Source organism: Actinomadura sp. NPDC049382, from assembly GCF_040677125.1.
GTDB lineage: Bacteria > Actinomycetota > Actinomycetes > Streptosporangiales > Streptosporangiaceae > Spirillospora > Spirillospora geliboluensis.
Genome location: NZ_JBFARO010000032.1, coordinates 64,600 through 83,198 on the forward strand (window position 1 = coordinate 64,600; position 18,599 = coordinate 83,198).

At 71.7% G+C, this 18,599-nt stretch carries 11 protein-coding genes and 2 pseudogenes; all 13 read right to left on the reverse strand.

What is annotated here, in order from left to right; all coding sequences use genetic code 11:
• Positions 1-90 precede the first annotated feature (90 nt).
• Positions 91-2,829, reverse strand: a pseudogene (locus AB0K34_RS21010) (beta-galactosidase); the annotation flags it as partial.
• Between the two features lie 61 nt (positions 2,830-2,890).
• Positions 2,891-5,881, reverse strand: a complete 2,991-nt coding sequence (locus tag AB0K34_RS21015) for a glycoside hydrolase family 3 protein (protein WP_301174271.1) — start codon at positions 5,879-5,881, stop codon at positions 2,891-2,893.
• A gap of 88 nt (positions 5,882-5,969) precedes the next feature.
• Entirely contained in the window at positions 5,970-6,977 is a 1,008-nt protein-coding gene (locus tag AB0K34_RS21020) for a LacI family DNA-binding transcriptional regulator (protein ID WP_301174270.1), read from the reverse strand.
• Entirely contained in the window at positions 6,961-8,208 is a 1,248-nt protein-coding gene (locus AB0K34_RS21025) for an MFS transporter (RefSeq protein ID WP_364550367.1), read from the reverse strand. The genes AB0K34_RS21020 and AB0K34_RS21025 overlap by 17 nt, the downstream gene beginning before the upstream one ends.
• A gap of 2 nt (positions 8,209-8,210) precedes the next feature.
• The gene (locus AB0K34_RS21030; protein WP_364550369.1) at positions 8,211-9,578 is read right to left on the reverse strand and encodes a GH1 family beta-glucosidase; all 1,368 of its coding nucleotides are present in this window, start codon (positions 9,576-9,578) and stop codon (positions 8,211-8,213) included.
• The gene (yicI, locus tag AB0K34_RS21035; protein WP_364550371.1) at positions 9,578-11,866 is read right to left on the reverse strand and encodes an alpha-xylosidase; all 2,289 of its coding nucleotides are present in this window, start codon (positions 11,864-11,866) and stop codon (positions 9,578-9,580) included. The genes AB0K34_RS21030 and yicI overlap by 1 nt, the downstream gene beginning before the upstream one ends.
• Positions 11,863-12,756, reverse strand: a complete 894-nt coding sequence (locus tag AB0K34_RS21040; RefSeq protein WP_301174266.1) for a carbohydrate ABC transporter permease — start codon at positions 12,754-12,756, stop codon at positions 11,863-11,865. The genes yicI and AB0K34_RS21040 overlap by 4 nt, the downstream gene beginning before the upstream one ends.
• A complete protein-coding gene (locus tag AB0K34_RS21045) occupies positions 12,753-13,667 on the reverse strand; it encodes a sugar ABC transporter permease (RefSeq protein WP_301174265.1) in 915 nt (304 codons plus the stop codon). The genes AB0K34_RS21040 and AB0K34_RS21045 overlap by 4 nt, the downstream gene beginning before the upstream one ends.
• The gene (locus AB0K34_RS21050) at positions 13,664-14,950 is read right to left on the reverse strand and encodes an extracellular solute-binding protein (protein ID WP_301174264.1); all 1,287 of its coding nucleotides are present in this window, start codon (positions 14,948-14,950) and stop codon (positions 13,664-13,666) included. The genes AB0K34_RS21045 and AB0K34_RS21050 overlap by 4 nt, the downstream gene beginning before the upstream one ends.
• Positions 14,951-15,147: 197 nt before the next feature.
• Entirely contained in the window at positions 15,148-16,488 is a 1,341-nt protein-coding gene (locus AB0K34_RS21055) for a cellulose binding domain-containing protein (protein ID WP_301174263.1), read from the reverse strand.
• 39 nt (positions 16,489-16,527) lie between these two features.
• Positions 16,528-17,319 carry a putative hydro-lyase gene (locus AB0K34_RS21060; protein ID WP_301174262.1) on the reverse strand — a complete coding sequence of 264 codons (792 nt, stop codon included), beginning with the start codon at positions 17,317-17,319 and terminating at the stop codon, positions 16,528-16,530.
• Positions 17,316-18,202, reverse strand: a pseudogene (locus AB0K34_RS21065) (biotin-dependent carboxyltransferase family protein). The gene AB0K34_RS21060 and the pseudogene AB0K34_RS21065 overlap by 4 nt, the downstream one beginning before the upstream one ends.
• The coding region (locus AB0K34_RS21070) for a carboxyltransferase domain-containing protein (RefSeq protein WP_364550374.1) at positions 18,199-18,599 on the reverse strand (401 nt) is incomplete at its 5' end. The pseudogene AB0K34_RS21065 and the gene AB0K34_RS21070, both read right to left, overlap by 4 nt.

Sequence of the window (18,599 nt, forward strand, 5' to 3'; positions counted from 1 at the left end):
CCAGTGGTCAGGGGCGGGGACGCCTCCTCTCAGGTTCGCGGCCGCCCTCAGCGAGACGCCTCCGGGGCGGGACGCGTCCGCCGCGACCACGGCGAGGGTGATGGTGTTGCGCCCAGCGGGGTGGAGGATCCCGTCGGGGAGGGTGAAGTCCTGCTGGATCTCACCGTTGACGTACTCCCCCATGTTCCAGCCGTTGACGAAGATGAGCGTCCGGTAATCGCCCGTGCCCTTGTCGAAGTGCAGGGTCACCGGGACGTCCTGGTCGTCGGGGATCGTTAGGCGAGTGCTGGTGCTGTACCAGTGAACGCCCGGCTGGACGGGGGCCGTCGGGGCGCCGGACGGCCACGAACCGGTGCGGGCGGACGGCAGGTGCCAGCCCTCCCGTTCTCCGTAGAGGCCGCCCGTGCTCAGGGGGCCGCGCACCGGGTCTTCGGCGCGGGTTCCCTGGATGCGCCAGGTGACCGGGTTGGTGGTGATCTCGGCGGCGACCAGGCCCCGGGGCTGCTTCTGGCGGTAGTCGTCGGCCGTCCAGTCGTCGTTGTGGCCCATGTTCTCCACCAGGACGGACAGGACGGCCTTCTGCCCCTTCCGGAGCAGATCGGAGGGGACGGCGAAGCTGCCGGGGCCGGGGTTCTCGTTGACGGGCGCGTCGGCGTCCTTCTGCTCGCCGCCGGCGGCCGAGCCCAGGTAGCGGCCGTTCAGCCAGACCTGGTAGATGCCGTGCTTCCCGGTGATGGCGTTCAGGTCGACGGACTTCTCGGAGCCGGTCGCGGTGAAATGGCCGCGATACCAGACGTGGCCGTGGTGGAAGCCGTAATCGTCGGCGTAGAGGACGGGCAGGTTCTTCGGCTTGATCGGGCTGGCCGTGGTGGTGTGGTCGGCGACCTTCCATGACGAGTCGTCGAATTCGGGGGACGTTTCGGGTGCGCCCGGCTTGGCACGCCAGTGCTTGAGGGAGGGGAGTTTGACGGGGCGCGGGCCCTTGGCGTGCGCCAGGAGCGTGCCGCTGGGTGTCGTGCGGGCGCGGATGTGCTTTCCGTTGAGGGTCATGCGGCCGGCCGAGCCGAACACCTCGATGTCGCCTGCCTCGGCCAGGTCGGCTCGAATCACCGCCGTGCCGTTCCTGACCTGTGCGGAACGGACCAGATCGGTGCCCCGGACGAGGGCGTCGCCGGAGCGCCAGAACTTGGCGGCCTCCGCGTCCGTGCCGATGAGGAGCAGGAGGGGCGTGCGGCCCCCGCCGGTTATCTGGACGCGGGCCAGACCTTGATGCTCGTAGTCGAGTCGGAGTTCGCCGTTGGAGTAGGTCGACTTCACCGAGCCGTTCAGGACTTTGACCTCAGGACGCGAGCCGTACCGCAGGATCGTCGTTCCCGCGGTTCCCTCCGTGCCGTAGAGGACGGCGGTGTCCCGCTTCCCGGCGGTGGTGTGGGTGAGGAGTTCGGAGGTCGTCGCGGCGAGGCGCTGGCCACCCATGTCGTAGCCGGCGACGAGCACTTTCGCGTCCCGGCCCTTGAGGTTCACGGGCAGGGTGTGGGTGCCATCCGGGGTCTTCCATGTGAGGTTTGCGGATTGGTCGTCGTCGGTCTTCCGGTCGGCGTGCCGGACGAGGACGAACTGCGTTCCGGTGTCGGGGTTGGCGCGGGCCTCGGTGTGGACGGCCGGATTATCGGACGCGGGCGCCTCGGCCGGGTCGGTCTTGGCGAGCGGTGCGACGGTGGTGACGAAGAGTCCCTGGCGCTTGAACTCGTCGTACTTGGCGGTGAGTTGCCGGTTCTCGGTGATGGGGGCGCCGTAGTCGTAGGACGTGTAGACGTCGTTCGGCTGCGCGAGCCGCCCCCAGTTCGTGCCGCCGAAGGCCATGTAATAGCCGAACATCGTGGCGCCCGAGGTGATGAGGTTCGACTTGTAGTAGACCTTCATGAACTCGGGGCCGGTGAGTTCGCGGCACTTGTCGTAGCCGGCGCGGTCGGCGTCGATGGCACCTGCCTGGTATTCGGCGGCATAGGCGGGCGCGTCGGGGCTGAGGCGTTCGGTGACGCCCTCTCCCCACGTCCCCCAGATGTCGGGCTCGCGGCATTCGAACGCCTGCGGGTAGTCGTCGACGCCGGGGATCTGGACGGCGCCCTGCCCGGTCGCCCACGTCGGCGTCCAGGAGGCGTCGCAGCACTGGTTGTGGGAGATCGGGACGTCGATTCCGTGAGCGCGGGCCTGCCGCTGGACGTCCTCCATGTAGGCGGGGTCGGTGTTGGCGGCGTACTCGTTCTCGGCGTTGTAGACGATGACGGACCCGCCCCGCGTGACCTGGTGCTTCGCGATGATCGGGTCGACGTGGGCGAGCCAGTCGCGGTAGGCGCGGGTGTAGTTCGGGTCGCTGGAGCGGGCGCGCCCGGGGACGGTCTTGAGCCACGCGGGCAGGCCGCCGCCGGTCGTCTCGGCGTTGATGTAGGGGCCGGGTCGGGCGACGACGTAGAGGCCGAGTTCCTCGGTCAGGCGCAGGAGCCGGTCGACGTCGCGAACGCCGGTGAAGTCGTATTTCCCGGGGGCCGGCGAATGATAGGCCCAGTCGAAGTAGAGGGACACGCCGTTGAATCCGGCGGCCTTGATCTTCTCCAGGACGTCCCGCCAGAGCGCGGGGCTCGGAAGCCGGAAGTAGTGGAATTCGCCCGCCCACAGCAGGACGCGTTGCCCGTCCACGGTGAGCGAGTAGCGGTCGTATCCGACGCGGTGCGAGCCGGCCTGGGCGGGACGGGCGGAGGCGGGGGCGTAGAGGCAGGCGGCGGCGGTGAGAACGGCGGCGATGATGGCGAGTCTTCTGCTGGCACGCATGGCTGGCGTCCTTTGCAGCGGTCCGGCCCGCCCCGGGCGTGCCGGGGCGGGCCGGGCGTTTTCATCGGGTGAGGGAGAAGGAGCTCAGTCGGGTTTCGCCGGTGAAGACCAGGTAGACGTCGCGGTTGCCGCGGGCGTTCGCGAGCGTCGCGCTGATCTCCTTGTAGGTGTACTTGTCACCGGTGGACGGGACGTTCAGCGTTCCCGCGAGCGGCCCGTCCGGGCGGTCCAGCCGGATCTGTATCGCGGCGGCCGACGTGCCCGCCACCCGCGCGGTGATCGTGCCGGTGGACTTGCCGAGGTCGGCGTCCGCGAACTTCAGCCAGGAGTTCGCCGCGCCCGCCACCGCGTCGCCCTTCACCTTCGTCTCGTCGACCAGTTCGACGCCGTTCTGGTCGTCGAAGTCGGCGGCGCGGGTCCGCGCCGACAGGTCCCGGTCGGGGATCGTCTCGCCGCGCACGGTGAGCGCGGCGCGCTGCCGGATGTCGGCGGACGAGGAGCCGATGAGCAGGTCGTGCTTCGACTTCTCGACCGTCCACCTGTTGCGGGTGACGTCCCAGATCGCGAGGTCGGAGGCGTCGAGCCGGAAGGTCGCGGTGACGGTCCTGCCGGGCTCCACGTGCACCTTGTCGAACGCGCGGAGCGTCTTCACCGGCTGCTTCACCCGCGACTTCTGCTGGTGGGTGTAGAGCTGGACGACCTCGTCACCGGCCTTCTTTCCGATGTTGGTGACCGGAACGGTGACGGTGACCGTTCCGTCGCGTCCCACGGAATGGCTGCTCAGCCGCGGCTTCCCGTACTGGAACGCGGTGTAGGAGAGGCCGTAGCCGAACGGGTAGAGCGGCTTGCCCTTGAAGTACTGGTAGGTGCGGTCCGACTTGATGATGTCGTAGTCGAGGATGTCGGGCAGTTGCTCGTCGGAGCGGTACCAGGTCTGCGGCAGCTTTCCTGACGGGCTCTCGTCGCCGAACAGGATGGACGCCAGGGCGTTGCCCGTCTCGGCGCCCGCGTGGCTCGTCCACAGGATCGCCGGGACGTTCTCCTGCTCCCAGGTGAGGGTCGTCGGGTAGCTGTTCTCCACGACGACGACCGTGTTCGGGTTGGCCTTCCGGACGGCCCTGATGAGTTCCGACTGGCCTTCGGCGAGCGCCATGGTGGTGCGGTCGTGGTCCTCGCGGCCGTTGATGAACGGCATGCTGCCGACCACGACGACGGCGGTGTCCGCGGCGGTCGCCGCCTTCACGGCCGCGTCGATGCCGCTGCTGACGACGTCCTTGGCGAACCGTCCGGCGTCGTCCTTGGTGGTGAGGACGAGGGTCCCGTCGTCCTGCGCCTTCACGTACGTCTTGGCCGGGTCGGCCCAGTCGTACGCCTTCTCGTAGCCCGCGTAGCGGAGCAGGTAGTCGCCGTCGTCCTGCTTCTCCAGCTTGAACATCTGCTGGACGAACCAGCCGTTCGGCTGGGCCTGGTCGTTGGCGAAGGTGTCGCCCCAGTTGTAGCGGCCGACGGTCTTGCCGTTGGCGGCGCTGCGCAGGGTCACCACGCCCTGGCCCCAGTCGAACACGTCGAACTGCGCCGCCGGGTCGGTCGCCGACGCAGGGCCGGTCTTGAGGACGGCGCCGGAGCCCGTCCCGCCCGCGATGTACTTGCCGGTCTTCACGTCCTTCAGCGCGATCCGGTCGACGCCCTCGCTGGAGGTGACGGCCGACGCGCGCTTCTTGATGCCGTCCAGCGGCGTGACCTCGTACGGCAGCGAACCGGAGTACCAGTCGGTGTAGAGGGTGTCGGACAGCGGGCCGACGACTGCGACCTTCCCGGACGACAGCGGCAGCGCCTTGCCCTGGTTCTTCAGCAGCACCATCTGCTCGGCCGCGGCCTTGCGGGCGAGCGCGCGGTGCGCGGGGCTGTCCACCGCGTCCTTGGTGATCTTGGCGTAGGGGCCGCCGCCCGGATCGAACTCGCCGAGCCGCACCCGGATGCTGAGAATGTGGCCCACCGCCCGGTCGACATCGGCCTCGGCGAGCAGCCCGCGCGCCAGCGCGTCCTTGATCGCATTGACGGTGATGGAGGAGTTGGTGTCGTCGGTGGTGAAGCTGTCCACGCCCGCCTTGACGACCGCCGCGTCCGCGGTGGCGAGGTCGGGGAAGTACTTCTGGGAGTTGACGAGGTTGTTCGGCCCGCCGGCGTCGGTGACGTTGAACAGCGTCCGGTCGCTCCAGGACCGGACGAGGCCGCCGGCGTCCGGGGTGACCGTCGCGGGACGGCCGTTGACCAGGTTGTACGACGTCATGATCCCGGTCGCGGCGTCCCGGCTGAGCGGGATCTTGAACGGGACCTCGTCGTACTCCTTCAGCACCCGGGGCCGCAGGCTGGACGACGTCTGGTCGCGGCGGATCTCGTTGTTGTTGGCCATGTAGTGCTTGAGCACGGGCGCGGCCTTGAGGCGGTCCGGGTCGTCGCCCTGCATGCCGTGCCCGTAGGCGGTGGCGAGCAGGCCGGTGAGCAGCGGGTCCTCGGAGTAGCCCTCCTCGTTGCGGCCCCAGCGCGGGTCGCGGAGCAGGTTGACGACGGGCGCCCACAGCTGCAGGCCCCACACGTCGGGGTTCTCGCTGTTGTAGCCGCGGGCCTCGTCGCCGACGGCCGAGCCGATCCTCTTCAGCAGCGCCGGGTCCCAGGTGGCGCCGAGCCCGACCGACTGCGGGAACACCGTGCCCTTGGCGGTCACGACGGCGCCGCCGTTGTGGACGTCGGTCGACCAGGCGACGCCGTGCAGCGCCTCGGTGCCGGTCTTGAACCGGCCGATGCCGAGCCGGGGGATCGCGGGCTGGTACTGGTGCAGCAGGGAGATCTTCTCGTCGAGGGTGAGCCGGCCGAGCAGGTCGTCCACCCGGGCGTCCACCGACAGGCCCGGGTCGCGGAAGGGATGGGCCGCCTCGCGGGCGGCGGCGGGCGCCGTCCACGCGACGGGGGCCGCCAGCACGGCGGCGAGGACGAGGGTCAGCGACCGGCTGCGCCGGCCCGCGGAGCGGGGGTTTCGATGGGGTCTGTGCACCGATTCTCCTTCTGAACGTCCCCCGAGTGACTTATCGAAGCGCTTCGATAACGGGCCGCGAGAGGCCCCTTCTCCTCCTTCTCGTCGGTCAGCGAGCGGCGGGCGCGCTGCTGGCGCGCCGGGTCAGGGTGGGCGGGAGCAGGGTCGCGGCGGGGACGGGCGCCCCGTCGAGCTTGGCCATCAGCAGCTCGACGGCGCGCCCGCCGACCTCCTCGGCGGGGATCGCGACGGACGACAGCGGCGGCTCGGCGTGCTCGGCCATCTCGTCCGGGGCCATCGCGACGACGGACACGTCCTCGGGGACGCGCCGGCCCGCCGCGCGCAGCGCCCGCACCACCGGGCCGACGACCGGCTCGTTGTGCACGAGGACGCCGGTCAGCCCGGGACGCTCGGCGAGCAGCCGCGCGACCAGCTCGCGGGCGGCGTCCGCGGTCGCCTCGCACGGGTGGACGTCCCCGGTAAGGCCGTGCTCGCGGACCGCGGCGGCGAACCCGTCCGCGACCCGCTGCGCGTACCCGGTCTGCCGCTCGTACACCTCGGGCGGCGACCCGATCAGCGCGATCTCCCGGTGGCCGAGCTCGGCCAGGTGCTCGACGCAGACCGCGCCGGCGGCGTGGAAGTCGAGGTCGATGCAGGTCAGGTCCTCGGCGTCGGCGGGGAAGCCGATGAGCACGCTCGGCCGGTCCAGCGAGCGCAGCAGCGGCAGGCGCGGGTCCTTCATCTGCACGTCCATGACGATCAGCGCGTCGACGAGCGCGCTGTCGGCGACACGGCGCAGGCCGTCCTCGCCCTCCTCCTGGGTGAGCAGCAGGACGTCGTGGTCGTGCCGCCGCGCCGCGGTCACCACCGACACGGCGAACTGCATGACGACCGGCACCGCGATGCCGGAGCGCAGCGGGATCATCAGCGCGAGCACGTTGGAGCGGCTGCTGGCGAGCGCGCGGGCGCCCGCGTGCGGCCGGTAGCCGAGCTCGCGGATGCTCTCCCGGACGCGCCGCCGGGTCTCCTCGGAGATCGAGCGCTTCCCGCTCAGCACGTAGGAGACCGTGCTCGGCGACACGCCCGCGTGCCGCGCCACATCAGTGATCTTGACCACGGACCGTCCCGTCGTCCTCGGAGGGGTGCAGAGTGCGAACGATGCTAGCCGTGCCGGGCGGGGCCGGAGCGCGAGCGCGCGGCGGCCGGTCCAGCACGATCACCGCGAGGGCGGCGGCGGCCACCGCCGCGCCGGCGAGCGGCGTCCCGCGCACGCCCGTCAGCGGCAGCAGCGCGCCGCCGAGCAGGGCGCCGCCGGCGATCCCGACGTTGAACGCGGAGGACGTCCACGCCGAGGCGATGTCCGTATCGCCCGGTGCCGACTCCATGACGCGGGCCTGGAAGGCCGTCGCGGCGCCGGGGATCCCGATGCCCAGCAGGATCAGCATGGCCACCGCCGGGACGGCCGCCGTGCCGAACGCGAACAGGCCGAGCATGGCGATCGCCAGCACCGCGGCGGACCCGGCGGCCAGCGCGCGCGGGCCGCGGTCCACCACGATCCCGGCGATGACAACTCCGGCGATGTCGGCGACGCCGTTCACCAGCAGCAGCGGGCTGATGGCGGCGCCGGAGAAGCCGCTCACCCGCGTCAGGAACTCGGTGATGTAGGTGAAGGCGGTGAAGAACCCGCCGATCAGCAGCATGATCGTGACGACCAGCAGCCGGAAGCGCCGGGCGTCCGGCGCGGACGCCGGGACGGGGTCGCGGCCGGTCGCCCGCCCGCCCGGCAGCAGGACGGCGATCGCGACCAGGGACACCAGGCACAGCACGCCGAGCGCGGCGAACGACGCGCGCCACCCGATGGCCCGGCCGAGCCACGTCCCGGCGGGGACGCCGAGGACGATCGCCATCGACCCGCCCGCGAACACGTAGGCGCCCGCCCGGCCCCGCGCCTCCGGCGGCATCAGCCCGGCGGCGGCGACCACGGCGACCGGCCAGAACACCGCCTGCCCGAGCGCGGTCACCAGCCGGGTGCCGAACAGCGCGCCGTAGCCGGGCGCGGCCGCCGCCGCGAAGCTCATCACGATGAACAGCGCCATCACGCCGGTCAGCAGCGGGCGGCGGCCCATCCGGACCGTCAGCTTGACGAGCGGGACGGACACGACCGCGACCACGATCCCGTAGCCGGTGACGAGCAGGCCGACGGCGGAGGCGGAGACGTCCAGGTCGTCGGCGATGAGCGGGAGCAGCCCGATCGGGAGGTTCTCGGTCGTGCCGAAGCAGAACGCGGCGAGGGCGAGCGCCGCGACGGCCGCCCCCGCCCGTCCCGCCATCGGGCGCTCCCGCTCCATCGTCAGGCGCTCCCGCGGTGCGTCGCGATCGTGTCCCGGTACCAGTGCGCGCTGTCCTTCCAGGTGCGCGCGCCGGTCGGGTAGTCGACGCGGACGAGGCCGAACCGCTTGGAGTAGCCGTACGCCCATTCGAAGTTGTCGAGCAGCGACCAGGCGAAGTAGCCGCGCACGTCGGCGCCGGCCGCGCAGGCGCGCTCCACGGCGGCGATGTGGTCGTCCAGGTAGGCGATGCGCCGCTCGTCGCGGACCCGGCCGTCCTCCACCGTGTCCTCGAACGCGGCGCCGTTCTCGGTGACCATCAGCGGGATGTCGGGGTACTCGCGGTGGAGCCGCAGCAGCAGCTCCTCCATGCCGTTCGCGTCGATCGGCCAGCCCATCGCCGTGTACGGGCCGGGCTGCTCGGCGAACTCGACGCGGTCGCAGCCGACGAACGGCGACGCCGCGCCCTGGCGGTGGCCGTCCGCGTGTGCGCGCGGGGACGTCCCGTCCCACACCCGGACGAGGGTGGGCGAGTAGTAGTTCACGCCGAGGACGTCCAGGGGCGCGGCGATGACGGCCTCGTCCCCGTCGTGGACGAAGCTCCAGTCGGTCAGGGAGGACGTGTCGTCCAGCAGGTCGGCGGGGTAGCCCCTGCCCAGCATCGGGTCCAGGAACACGCGGTTGGAGACCGCGTCCACCTGCCGGACGGCCTCCGCGTCGCCGCGCAGGTGGTGCAGGTTGAGCGTCACCGAGTGCCGCGCCGACGGCGGGGTCACCCCGCGCAGCGCCCGCACCGCGAGGCCGTGCGCGAGGTTGAGGTGGTGGGCGGCGGCGAGCGCGGCCACCGGGTCGGTGCGGCCGGGGGCGTGCACGCCGGACGCGTAGCCGAGGAACGCCGAGCACCACGGCTCGTTCAGCGTCGTCCAGGTGTGGACGCGGTCGCCGAGGACGCGCCCGATCCGCTCGGCGTAGTCGCCGAACCGGCGGGCCGTGTCGCGCTCGGGCCAGCCGCCCGCGTCCTCCAGGTGCTGCGGCAGGTCCCAGTGGTAGAGCGTCGCGACGGGGGCGATGTCGTGCCGGAGCAGCTCGTCGACCAGGCGGGAGTAGAAGTCGAGGCCCTTCTGGTTGGGCGTGCCGTCCGGCAGCACGCGCGACCAGGAGATCGAGAACCGGTAGGCGCCGATGCCGAGGGCGGCCATCGTCGCGATGTCCTCCTCCCACCGGTGGTAGTGGTCGGTGGCCACGTCACCGGTGTCGCCGTCGAGCACCTTGCCCGGCGTGCGGCTGAAGGTGTCCCAGATGGACGGCGCCCGGCCGTCCTCCCGGGCCGCCCCTTCGATCTGGTAGGCGGCGGTGGCCGCGCCCCACAGGAACCCTTGCGGGAACCCCATCAGCTCTCCTCTGCCAGAGTGATGACCAGCTCGTCACCGGTCGCCTTGATGAGAACACCGTGCGGATGGTCGGAAGACTGGCCGCCCTCCACGGCCGCTACGCGTGCGTTGACGAGAAGGACGTTCCAGGCTCCCTCGCCGGTCACGCGCACGTTTTCACCGTTTTTCACCGTCGTGAAGGTGGCGTCGCCTACCTGGGTGACCGTGGTCCCGTCGGACGGCTCGTAGACGCGCAGCGTGACGCCGTCCGCGTGGTCGTAGTCGGGACGGTCCTGCACCGCGCCCTCCGGGATGACCGCACCCGGCCGGACGAGCAGCGGCACGCTGTCGAAGCCGTGGTGTTCGCGGACCCACCGGCCGCCTTCGACCCGTTCACCCGTCAGGTAGTGCGTCCACACACCCCCCGGCACGTAGTAGGAGACGTCACCGTCGGCCGAGAACACCGGCGCCACGAGCAGGTCGTCGCCGAGCATGTACTGGCGCTCCAGGTGCGTGCAGGCGGGGTCGTCGGGGAACTCCAGCACCATCGCCCGCATCATCGGCAGGCCCTCCCCCGACGCCTGCCGCGCGGCGCCGGCCAGGTACGGCATCAGCCGCATCTTCAACCGGGTGAAGTCGCGCAGGACGTCCACCGACTCCTCGTCGAACAGCCACGGCACCCGGTAGGAGTGGCTGCCGTGGAGGCGGCTGTGCGACGACAGCATCCCGAACGCGATCCACCGCTTGAACAGCGCCGGATCGGGCGTCCCCTCGAAGCCGCCGATGTCGTGGCTCCAGTAGCCGAACCCCGACGCGCCCAGGGACAGACCACCGCGCAGGCTCTCCCCCATCGCCTCGAACGTCGACTCGCAGTCGCCGCCCCAGTGCACCGGGAACTGCTGCCCGCCGACCGTCGCGGACCGGGCGAACACCACCGCCTCGCCCTCGCCCCGCTTCTTGCGGAGCAGATCGAAAACGGTCTGGTTGTACAGATAGGTGTAGTAGTTGTGCGCCCGTTCCGGGTCCGAGCCGTCGTGGTAGACGACATCGGTCGGGATGCGCTCCCCGAAGTCGGTCTTGAAGCAGTCGACGCCCATGTCCATGAGCGCTTCGAGCTTGCCCGCGTACCATTCCCGCGCCTCGGGATTGGTGAAGTCGACCACCGCCAGGCCGGGCTGCCACTTGTCCCACTGCCACACGTCCCCGTCGGGGCGCATGAGCAGGTAGCCCCGCGACCGGCCCTCCTCGAACAGCGGCGAGCGCTGGCCGATGTACGGGTTGATCCACACGCAGATCCGCAGGCCGCGGTCCCGCAGCCGGCGCAGCATGCCCGGCGGGTCGGGGAAGACGCGCGGATCCCACTCGAAGTCGCACCACTGGAACTCGCGCATCCAGAAGCAGTCGAAATGGAACACGCTGAGCGGCAGGTCGCGCTCCGCCATCCCGTCGATGAACGACGAGACCGTCTCCTCGTCATACGACGTGGTGAACGACGTCGACAGCCACAGCCCGAACGACCATTCCGGCAGCCGCGCGGGCCGCCCGGTCAGCGCGGTGTACTTGCGCAGGATCTCCTTCGGCGACGGCCCGTAGATGACGAAGTACCGCATCGACTGGCCCTCGACGCTGAACTGCGTCCGCGCGACCGCCTCCGACGCCACCTCGAACGAGACGCGCCCCGGATGGTCGACGAAGACGCCGTATCCCGCGTTCGTCAGGTAGAACGGCACGTTCTTGTACGCCTGCTCGCTGGCCGTCCCGCCGTCGGCGTTCCACACGTCCACCGACTGGCCGTTCTTCACCAGCGGTCCGAACCGCTCACCGAGCCCGTAGACGAAATGGTCGACGCCGAGGTCCAGCTGCTCCCGGACGTAATGCCGCCCGTCGTCGGTGTCGATGACGGCCTGCGCCTTGGGCGCGCTGCCGGTCAGCCGGCGCCCGTCCGCGAGGAAGTCGACCCGCCAGCCCTCGCCGCGCCCGACCCGCACCGACAGCGCCCCGGACGTCAGCGTCGCCGCCTCCTCGCCGACCGCGACCTCACCGCCCGGCGCGGTGGCCAGCTCGAACTCCGGCCCGCGCCGCCGCTCCCCCGCGAAATGGGTGAGCGTGACCCCGATGACGTCCGGCATCGGCGCCTCGCAGGTCACCGTCACCACCGGCCCCTTGAGCAGATCCCCCCGGTGCCGGATCTTCTGCACGGGCGCGTACACCGTGAAGGAGTCCGCCCCCGCGTCCACGTCGAGGACCTCCACCGGATGAAACGCCTGCACACCCTCGCGCATCATCCAGTAGCCGTCACTGAACTTCATGACTTGATTGCCCCCGCTGTCAGTCCGCGCGAGAGAGTGCGCTGGAAGATGAGGAAGAAGACGACGGTCGGGAGGAGGCCGAGCAGCGACGCGGCGCTGGACATGGTGGCGTCCATGAGGCGCTGCCCCTGCAGCACGCCGAGCGCGACCGAGACCGTCTGGTTCTCGTTGGAGATCAGGAAGGTCATGGGGATCAGGAACTCATTCCAGGTCCACACGAAGAAGAAGACGAGCAGCACCGACAGGGTCGGGCGCACCACCGGGACCACCACGCGCCAGAGGATCTGCCAGCGGCCCGCGCCGTCGATCCGGGCGGCCTCCAGCAGCGGACGCGGGAACGCCGACAGCACCGACGACAGCAGGTAGGTGCCGAACGCCGCCTGGATCACCGTGAACACGATGATCACGCTGAGCTTGGTGTCGTAGAGGCCGACCTGCTTGGACAGGTAGTACAGCGGGTAGACGAGCGCCTCCTGCGGCACCGTGTTCGCCATGAGGAGCAGGACCAGGACCCACATCCGGCCCTTGATGCGGCCGATGCCGAGCGCGTAGGCGTTCAGCACCGACAGCAGGACGGCGAGGACGGCGACGGAACCGCTGATCAGCACGCTGTTGAGCAGGACGTTCCCGAAGTCGGTGCGCTCCCAGAACGCGCGGACGGCGTCCAGGTTGATGCCGTCCGGCGGCGACAGCGGCCCCGACGAGGAGTACTCCTGCGGCGTCTTCAGCGCGTTGAAGACCACCACGACGAACGGGATCAGCATGATGCCGGCGAAAGCGGTCAGCACCACGAGGACCGCGTAGGCGGACGGCCCCCTGCGGCGGCGGTGCGCCGTGTCCCGGGCCCGCCGAGGCGGCGCCCCGGCCTTCTCGGTCAAGGTCGCGGTCACCGTTCCTCCCCCAGCTCACGTGACTGCATGCGCAGGAAGACGACGGTGAGCGCGACGATGACCAGGGTGAGGACGGTCGCGATCGCCGAGCCGTAGCCCACCTCCGACTTCTCGAAGAAGTGAACCCACGAGTAGTACGCGGGCACGTTGGTCGCGCCGCCCGGGCCGCCCTTGGTGAGGACGAAGATCTGCGAGAACGCCTTCAGCGCGGCGATCGTCGTCCACAGCAGGACCACGAAGATCTCCGGCCGGATCTGCGGGATCGTGATGTGCCAGAACCGGCGCAGCCAGGTGGCGCCGTCGATCTCCGCCGCCTCGTACAGCGACGGGTCGACCCGCTGCAGCCCCGACATGAAGATGACCAGCGGGAACCCGATCTGGATCCACACCATCACGCCGAGGACGCTCCACAGCGCGGTCGCCGGGTCGCCCAGCCAGTCGTGCGCGAGGGAGCCGAGGCCGACCGCGTCCAGCAGCGCGTTCACCGCGCCGTTCTCGGGGGCGAGCAGCCAGCTCCACACGACGCCCGCGATGACGATCGGCAGCACCTGCGGCAGGTAGACGCACGCGCGCAGGACGCTCGCGGTCCGGGCGCCGAAGTGCCGGTCGATCAGGTCGGTCAGGGCCGAGGCCAGCACCAGCCCGATCAGCGTCGGGACGACCGCCATCCCGAGGATGACCAGCGCGTTGTGCCCGAAGGACGCCCAGAAGTCGGCGTCCTGGACCAGCTCCCGGTAGTTGGCGAGCCCGACCCATTTCGGGGTGCCGACGCCCGTCCACTCGGTGAAGCTCGTCCCGATGTTCATCAGGAACGGCACGCCGATGACGGCGGTGAAGAGGAGCAGGCCGGGGAGCAGGTAGGGCAGGTAGCCCAGCTGCTCCCGCGACCGGCCGCGGCCCTGCGCCGTCACTTCGGCAGGCCGTCCTCGTAGGACTTCTGGACGCCGTCCAGGGCCTTGCTCGGCGACTCGCCGTTCATGAGCTTCTGCGTCTGCGACACCCACACGTCGTAGAAGCCGGCGACGGGCCAGTCCGGGTAGTAGGCGAGGCCGTCGGACTGCGCGAGGCCGTTGAAGTCGTCGATGAGCTTCTTGGCCTTCGGCTCGGTGATCGCGGACGGGTCGGCCGCGACCGGGATGCCGCCCGCGTTGCCGAGGAGGTTCTGCACCTTCTTCTTCATCGTGATGTCGATGAAGTCGTAGGCGAGCTGCTTGTTCTTCGAGCCCTTCGGGACGACCCACAGGTTGCCGCCGGAGCCGAGCGTCAGCTTGGCGCCGGGCCACACGGCGGTCTCCCAGTCGAACTTGGACTCGGCGGCGACCCGGCCGAACCACCAGCTGCCGGAGAACATCATCGGGAACTTGCCGCTCATGAAGGCGACGCCCGCGTCCTCGGCCTTGAGGCTGACGGAGTTCTTGGCGATGTAGCCCTTCTTCACCCAGTCGGCGAAGGTGGTGGCTCCGGCGGTCCAGGCGGCGTCGTGGAAGTCGACCTTGCCGGTGTAGCGCTGGTAGGCGTCCACCCAGCTCTTGTCGGCCTTGTCCAGGGCGAGCTGGTAGACGAACTGGTGCGCCATGTACTCGGCGCCCGCGTTGGTCAGCGGGGTGACGCCCTTGGCGACGAACTTGTCCATCGCGGCGGTGAGCTCGGCGTACGTCGTCGGGATCTCGACGCCGTGCTTCTTGAACAGGTCCTTGTTGTAGTAGACCTGGACATATTCGGCGTAGTTGGGCACGCCGAACCACTTGTCGCCGCCCATCGTGCCCTTGGCGTCGTACTTGGCGGTGACCTGGACGTTGGGGCTGACCAGCTTGTCCCAGCCGCGCTTGGCGACCTCGGACGTGAGGTCGGTGAGCAGGCCCTGCTTGGAGAGGAGGCCCGCGGTCGCGTTGCCCTTGTTGTACTCCATGAGGTCCGGGGCGTCCTTGGAGTTCAGGACCATCGGCGCGGTCTTCTGGATCTGCTCGAAGCCCTTCTCCTCGAACGTCACCTTGACGCCGGGGTGGGTGGCCTCGAACTCCTTGATGGCCTCGTTCCAGGCCTTGCCCATGGCGCTGTCCGGGGACTCGTAGTGCCAGAGCTTCAGCTCCTTGCCGCCGGAGCCGCCGTCGTCGTCACCGCCGCACGCGGTGAGCGACAGCGCCGCCGCGGCAAGGGCGGCGAGCACCGCCGCGCTCCTGCCTGCCTTGAACATGGGTTCCTCCGGGGGGTGGGACGGATGCCGGTGGCGTCCGGGTCCTTGCCGAGTCGGGCGTCGATCTGTCGAAGCGCTTCGATTGCCGGGATGCTAAGCCCTCGACCGGGACGCACACAATAGGTCGCCGGACCTCAATTCGGCCGGATCCGGACTGACCTGCGGGAACGTTCTGGGAGCGCTCCCATGATCACCGCTCAGCCGGCGCACTCGCCGCCGTTGAGGGTGAACCGGGTGGGCGCCGCGTTGGCGCCGTCCTGGCGGCCGATGAACCCGAACTCGGCCGTGCCGTCCGGCGGGATCGAGCGGTTCCAGTCCGCCGCCGTCACCGTGACGGACGGGCCGTCCTGCACCTGGCTGCCGTTCCACAGCTGCGTGATCGCCTGGCCGTCGGGGAACGCGAAGCCGAGCCGCCAGCCGTCGATGGCGCCGTCCCCCAGGTTCGTGATGCGGACGGTCGCCTGGAAGCCCTGCGGCCAGGTGCCGTCCACCCGGTAGGACACCGCGCACGCGGCGGCCGCCGGGCGGGACGGCGGGCCCGCGGACGGCGACGCGGCGGAGTCGCGGGACGAGTCGGGCGCGAGGGCCGCCAGCAGTGCGGCGAGCAGGGCGATCCCGCCCGCCAGGGCCCCGGCGACGATGAGCGGCCTGCGCGCGGACGACCCGGCCGGAGGGTCGGCGGGCGGCGGTTCGTCCAGCACCCGCGTCGGCTGCCGGGGCACGGTGTCACCGGGCGGGGACGGCGGCGGCGCCTCCGGGACCTGCGCCAGCTGGACGCCCGACGCCGCGGCCAGGACGTACGCCGCCTCCCGCGCGCTGGGACGGGCCTCGGGGTCGTCGCCGAGGCAGTCGCGCGCCAGCGCGGTGACCTGCCCGGGGATCTCGGCGGCGCCGCGCAGGCACTCGTTGAGCACGATGCCCAGCGAGTAGATGTCGGCGGCCGAGGTCGGGGCGGCCCCGCGCAGGAGTTCGGGGGCGACGTAGGCGGGCGTGCCGAGGACCGGGCCGCCCGCGGTGGACGGGCCGGTGAACGCGATGCCGAAGTCGAGGACCTTCACGCCGACCGGCGTGAGGAACACGTTCGCGGGCTTGATGTCGCGGTGGACGACGCCGGCGGCGTGGGCGGCGGCCAGCGCGTCGGCGACGCGCGCGCAGATCCCGGCGGCCTCCCGCCAGGGCAGCGGGCCGCGGGCCAGCCGCGCCGCCAGGGTCTCCCCGTCCAGCAGCTCCATGACCACGTACGGGATGCGGTCGCGCGCGGGCGAAGCCCCGGAGCCCTCTGGGCCGGTCTCGTGCTCGCCGTAGTCGTAGACGCCCGTGATGCTGGGGTGGGTGAGGCCCGCGGCGGCCTTCGCCTCCTGGCGGAGCCGCCGCGTGAACTCCTCGGGCCAGCCCTCGTTGGGCACCTTGACGGCGACGGCGCGGTCGAGCACCAGGTCGACCGCGCGCCAGACGGTCGCCATGCCGCCGGCGCCGACGGGGCGGTCGAGGCGGTAGCGCTCCCCCAGGCGGTCGCCCGGGGCGACGGTCTCGGGCATGGGGGAAGCCTATGCCGGGTTCAGGGCACCGGGTACGGCTCAGGGCACGAGGTACCGGGTGTCGCGGGCGTCGGTGATCGCCATGTGGCCGGGCGCGTGCCCGATGGCGAGCTTGGGACGGGACGCCATCACCGCCGCCTGCGGGGTCACGCCGCACGCCCAGAACACCGGGATCTCGTCCACCCGGATCTCGACCGGGTCGCCGAAGTCGGGCGCGTCCAGGTCGTCGATGCCGAGTTCGACCGGGTCGCCCACGTGCACGGGAGCGCCGTGGACGGACGGGTACCGCGCCGTCACCCGGACGGCGTCGGCGACCTGCGCGGCCGGGACCGGGCGCATCGAGACGACGAGCGGGCCGCCGAAATCGCCGGCGCGGCGGCACATCCGGTTCGTCCGGTACATCGGGACGTTCCGGTTCTGCTCGAGGTGCCGGACGGGGACGCCCGCCTCGCGGAGCGCGTCCTCGAAGGTGAAGCTGCAGCCGATGAGGAACGACACGAGGTCGTCGCGCCAGTACCCGGTCACGTCGGTGACCTCGGCGACCGGTTCGCCGTGCTCGTAGACGACGTAGCCGGGCAGGTCGGTGCGCAGGTCGCCGGCGAACAGCCCGGCCGAGGTCGCGCCGGGCTCGGTGACGTCGAGCACCGGGCACGGCTTGGGGTTGCGCTGCGCGAACAGCAGCAGGTCGTAGGCGTCCGCGCGGGGCACGGTGATCAGGTTCGCCTGCGTCCAGCCGGCGCACCAGCCGGAGGTGGGGACGCGCAGGCCGGCCCGGAACAGCGCCCTGGCCTGGTCCGGGCTGAGCGCGCCCGGGTCGAGCGGTGCGGTCATGGTCGGTCCTTTCCGAGGTGCGGTACGGGATGCGGCCGGAAGCGGAGCCGCTGCCCGGGGCGGATCTGGGCGGCGCGCCCGATGTCGGCGGACGCGACCACCGCGATGACGGGATACCCGCCGGTGAGCGGGTGGTCGGCGAGGAACAGCACGGGCCGCCCGGACGGCGGGACCTGCAGCGCCCCGGTGACCGTCCCCTCGCTGGGCAGCTCGCCGCGTCCGGCGCGGGGCAGGCCGGGCCCGTCGAGGCGCATGCCCACGCGGTCGATGTCGCTGGTCGCGGTGTAGGCGGCGGTGAACAGCACGTCCAGCGCGCCGGGGGCGAACCAGTCGGCGCGCGGGCCCGGGATCGCGCGCAGTTCGACGTCGCCGGCGGCGGGCGGGCGGACGGGCAGGACGTCCAGCAGCGGCGCCTCGCGGGGCGGCGGGCCGACGGGCAGCAGGTCGCCGGGCTTGAGCGGGGCGGGGCCGAGGCCGGCGAGGGTGTCGGTGGCGCGGGAGCCGAGGACGGGCGGGACGGCGATCCCGCCGCGCACCGCCAGGTAGCTGCGCAGCCCGGCGGGCGGGGCGCCCATCCGGAGTTCGGCGCCGTCGCGCAGGTGGAGCACGGTGTAGGGCGCCTCGGGGCGGCCGCCAGCAGCGGGGCGGGCGCGCCGGTGACGGCGGCGAAGACCCCGCCCCGGCAGCGGACGCGCAGCCCGCCGAAGGTGACCTCGACCGCGGCCGCGCCGCCGGGGTTGCCGACGGCGCGGTTAGCGAGGCGGAGGGAAACCGGGTCAGCGGCGCCCGACACCCCCACACCGAGCGCCGCGTGACCCGGTCGGCCCATGTCCTGGACTGTCGCCAGGGGCCCTGTGTCGAGAACGTCCAGGCCGCGCTTCATGGTTCCCGTTCGACGAAGCGGACCGAGATTCCGGGGCGGAGCAGGGCGGGCGGGTCGCGGTCGAGGTCCCAGAGGACGGCCTCCGTGCGCCCGATGAGCTGCCAGCCGCCGGGCGACTCGGCGGGGTAGACCCCGCTGAACCGCCCGGCGAGGCCGACCGCGCCCGCCGGGACGCGGACGCGGGGCACGGCGCGGCGCGGGACGTCCAGCCGCGGGTCGCCGCCCTCCAGGTACCCGAAGCCGGGCGCGAACCCGGTGAACGCGACCCGCCACGGGGTGCCGGTGTGCGCGGCGACGACCTCGGCCGGGGTGAGGCCGGTGCGGTCGGCGACCTCGCCGAGGTCGGCGCCGTCGTAGACGACGGGGATCTCGACGGCCCCGGCGCCGCCGCCCGCCG

Bases quoted from the DNA above. Each gene is read 5' to 3' on its own strand.
- AB0K34_RS21025 (WP_364550367.1), bottom strand. From the start codon at position 8,208: ATGGAGCGGGAGCGCCCGATGGCGGGACGGGCGGGGGCGGCCGTCGCG.
- AB0K34_RS21030 (WP_364550369.1), bottom strand. From the start codon at position 9,578: ATGGGGTTCCCGCAAGGGTTCCTGTGGGGCGCGGCCACCGCCGCCTAC.
- yicI (WP_364550371.1), bottom strand. From the start codon at position 11,866: ATGAAGTTCAGTGACGGCTACTGGATGATGCGCGAGGGTGTGCAGGCG.
- AB0K34_RS21050 (WP_301174264.1), bottom strand. From the start codon at position 14,950: ATGTTCAAGGCAGGCAGGAGCGCGGCGGTGCTCGCCGCCCTTGCCGCG.
- AB0K34_RS21055 (WP_301174263.1), bottom strand. From the start codon at position 16,488: ATGCCCGAGACCGTCGCCCCGGGCGACCGCCTGGGGGAGCGCTACCGC.
- AB0K34_RS21060 (WP_301174262.1), bottom strand. From the start codon at position 17,319: ATGACCGCACCGCTCGACCCGGGCGCGCTCAGCCCGGACCAGGCCAGG.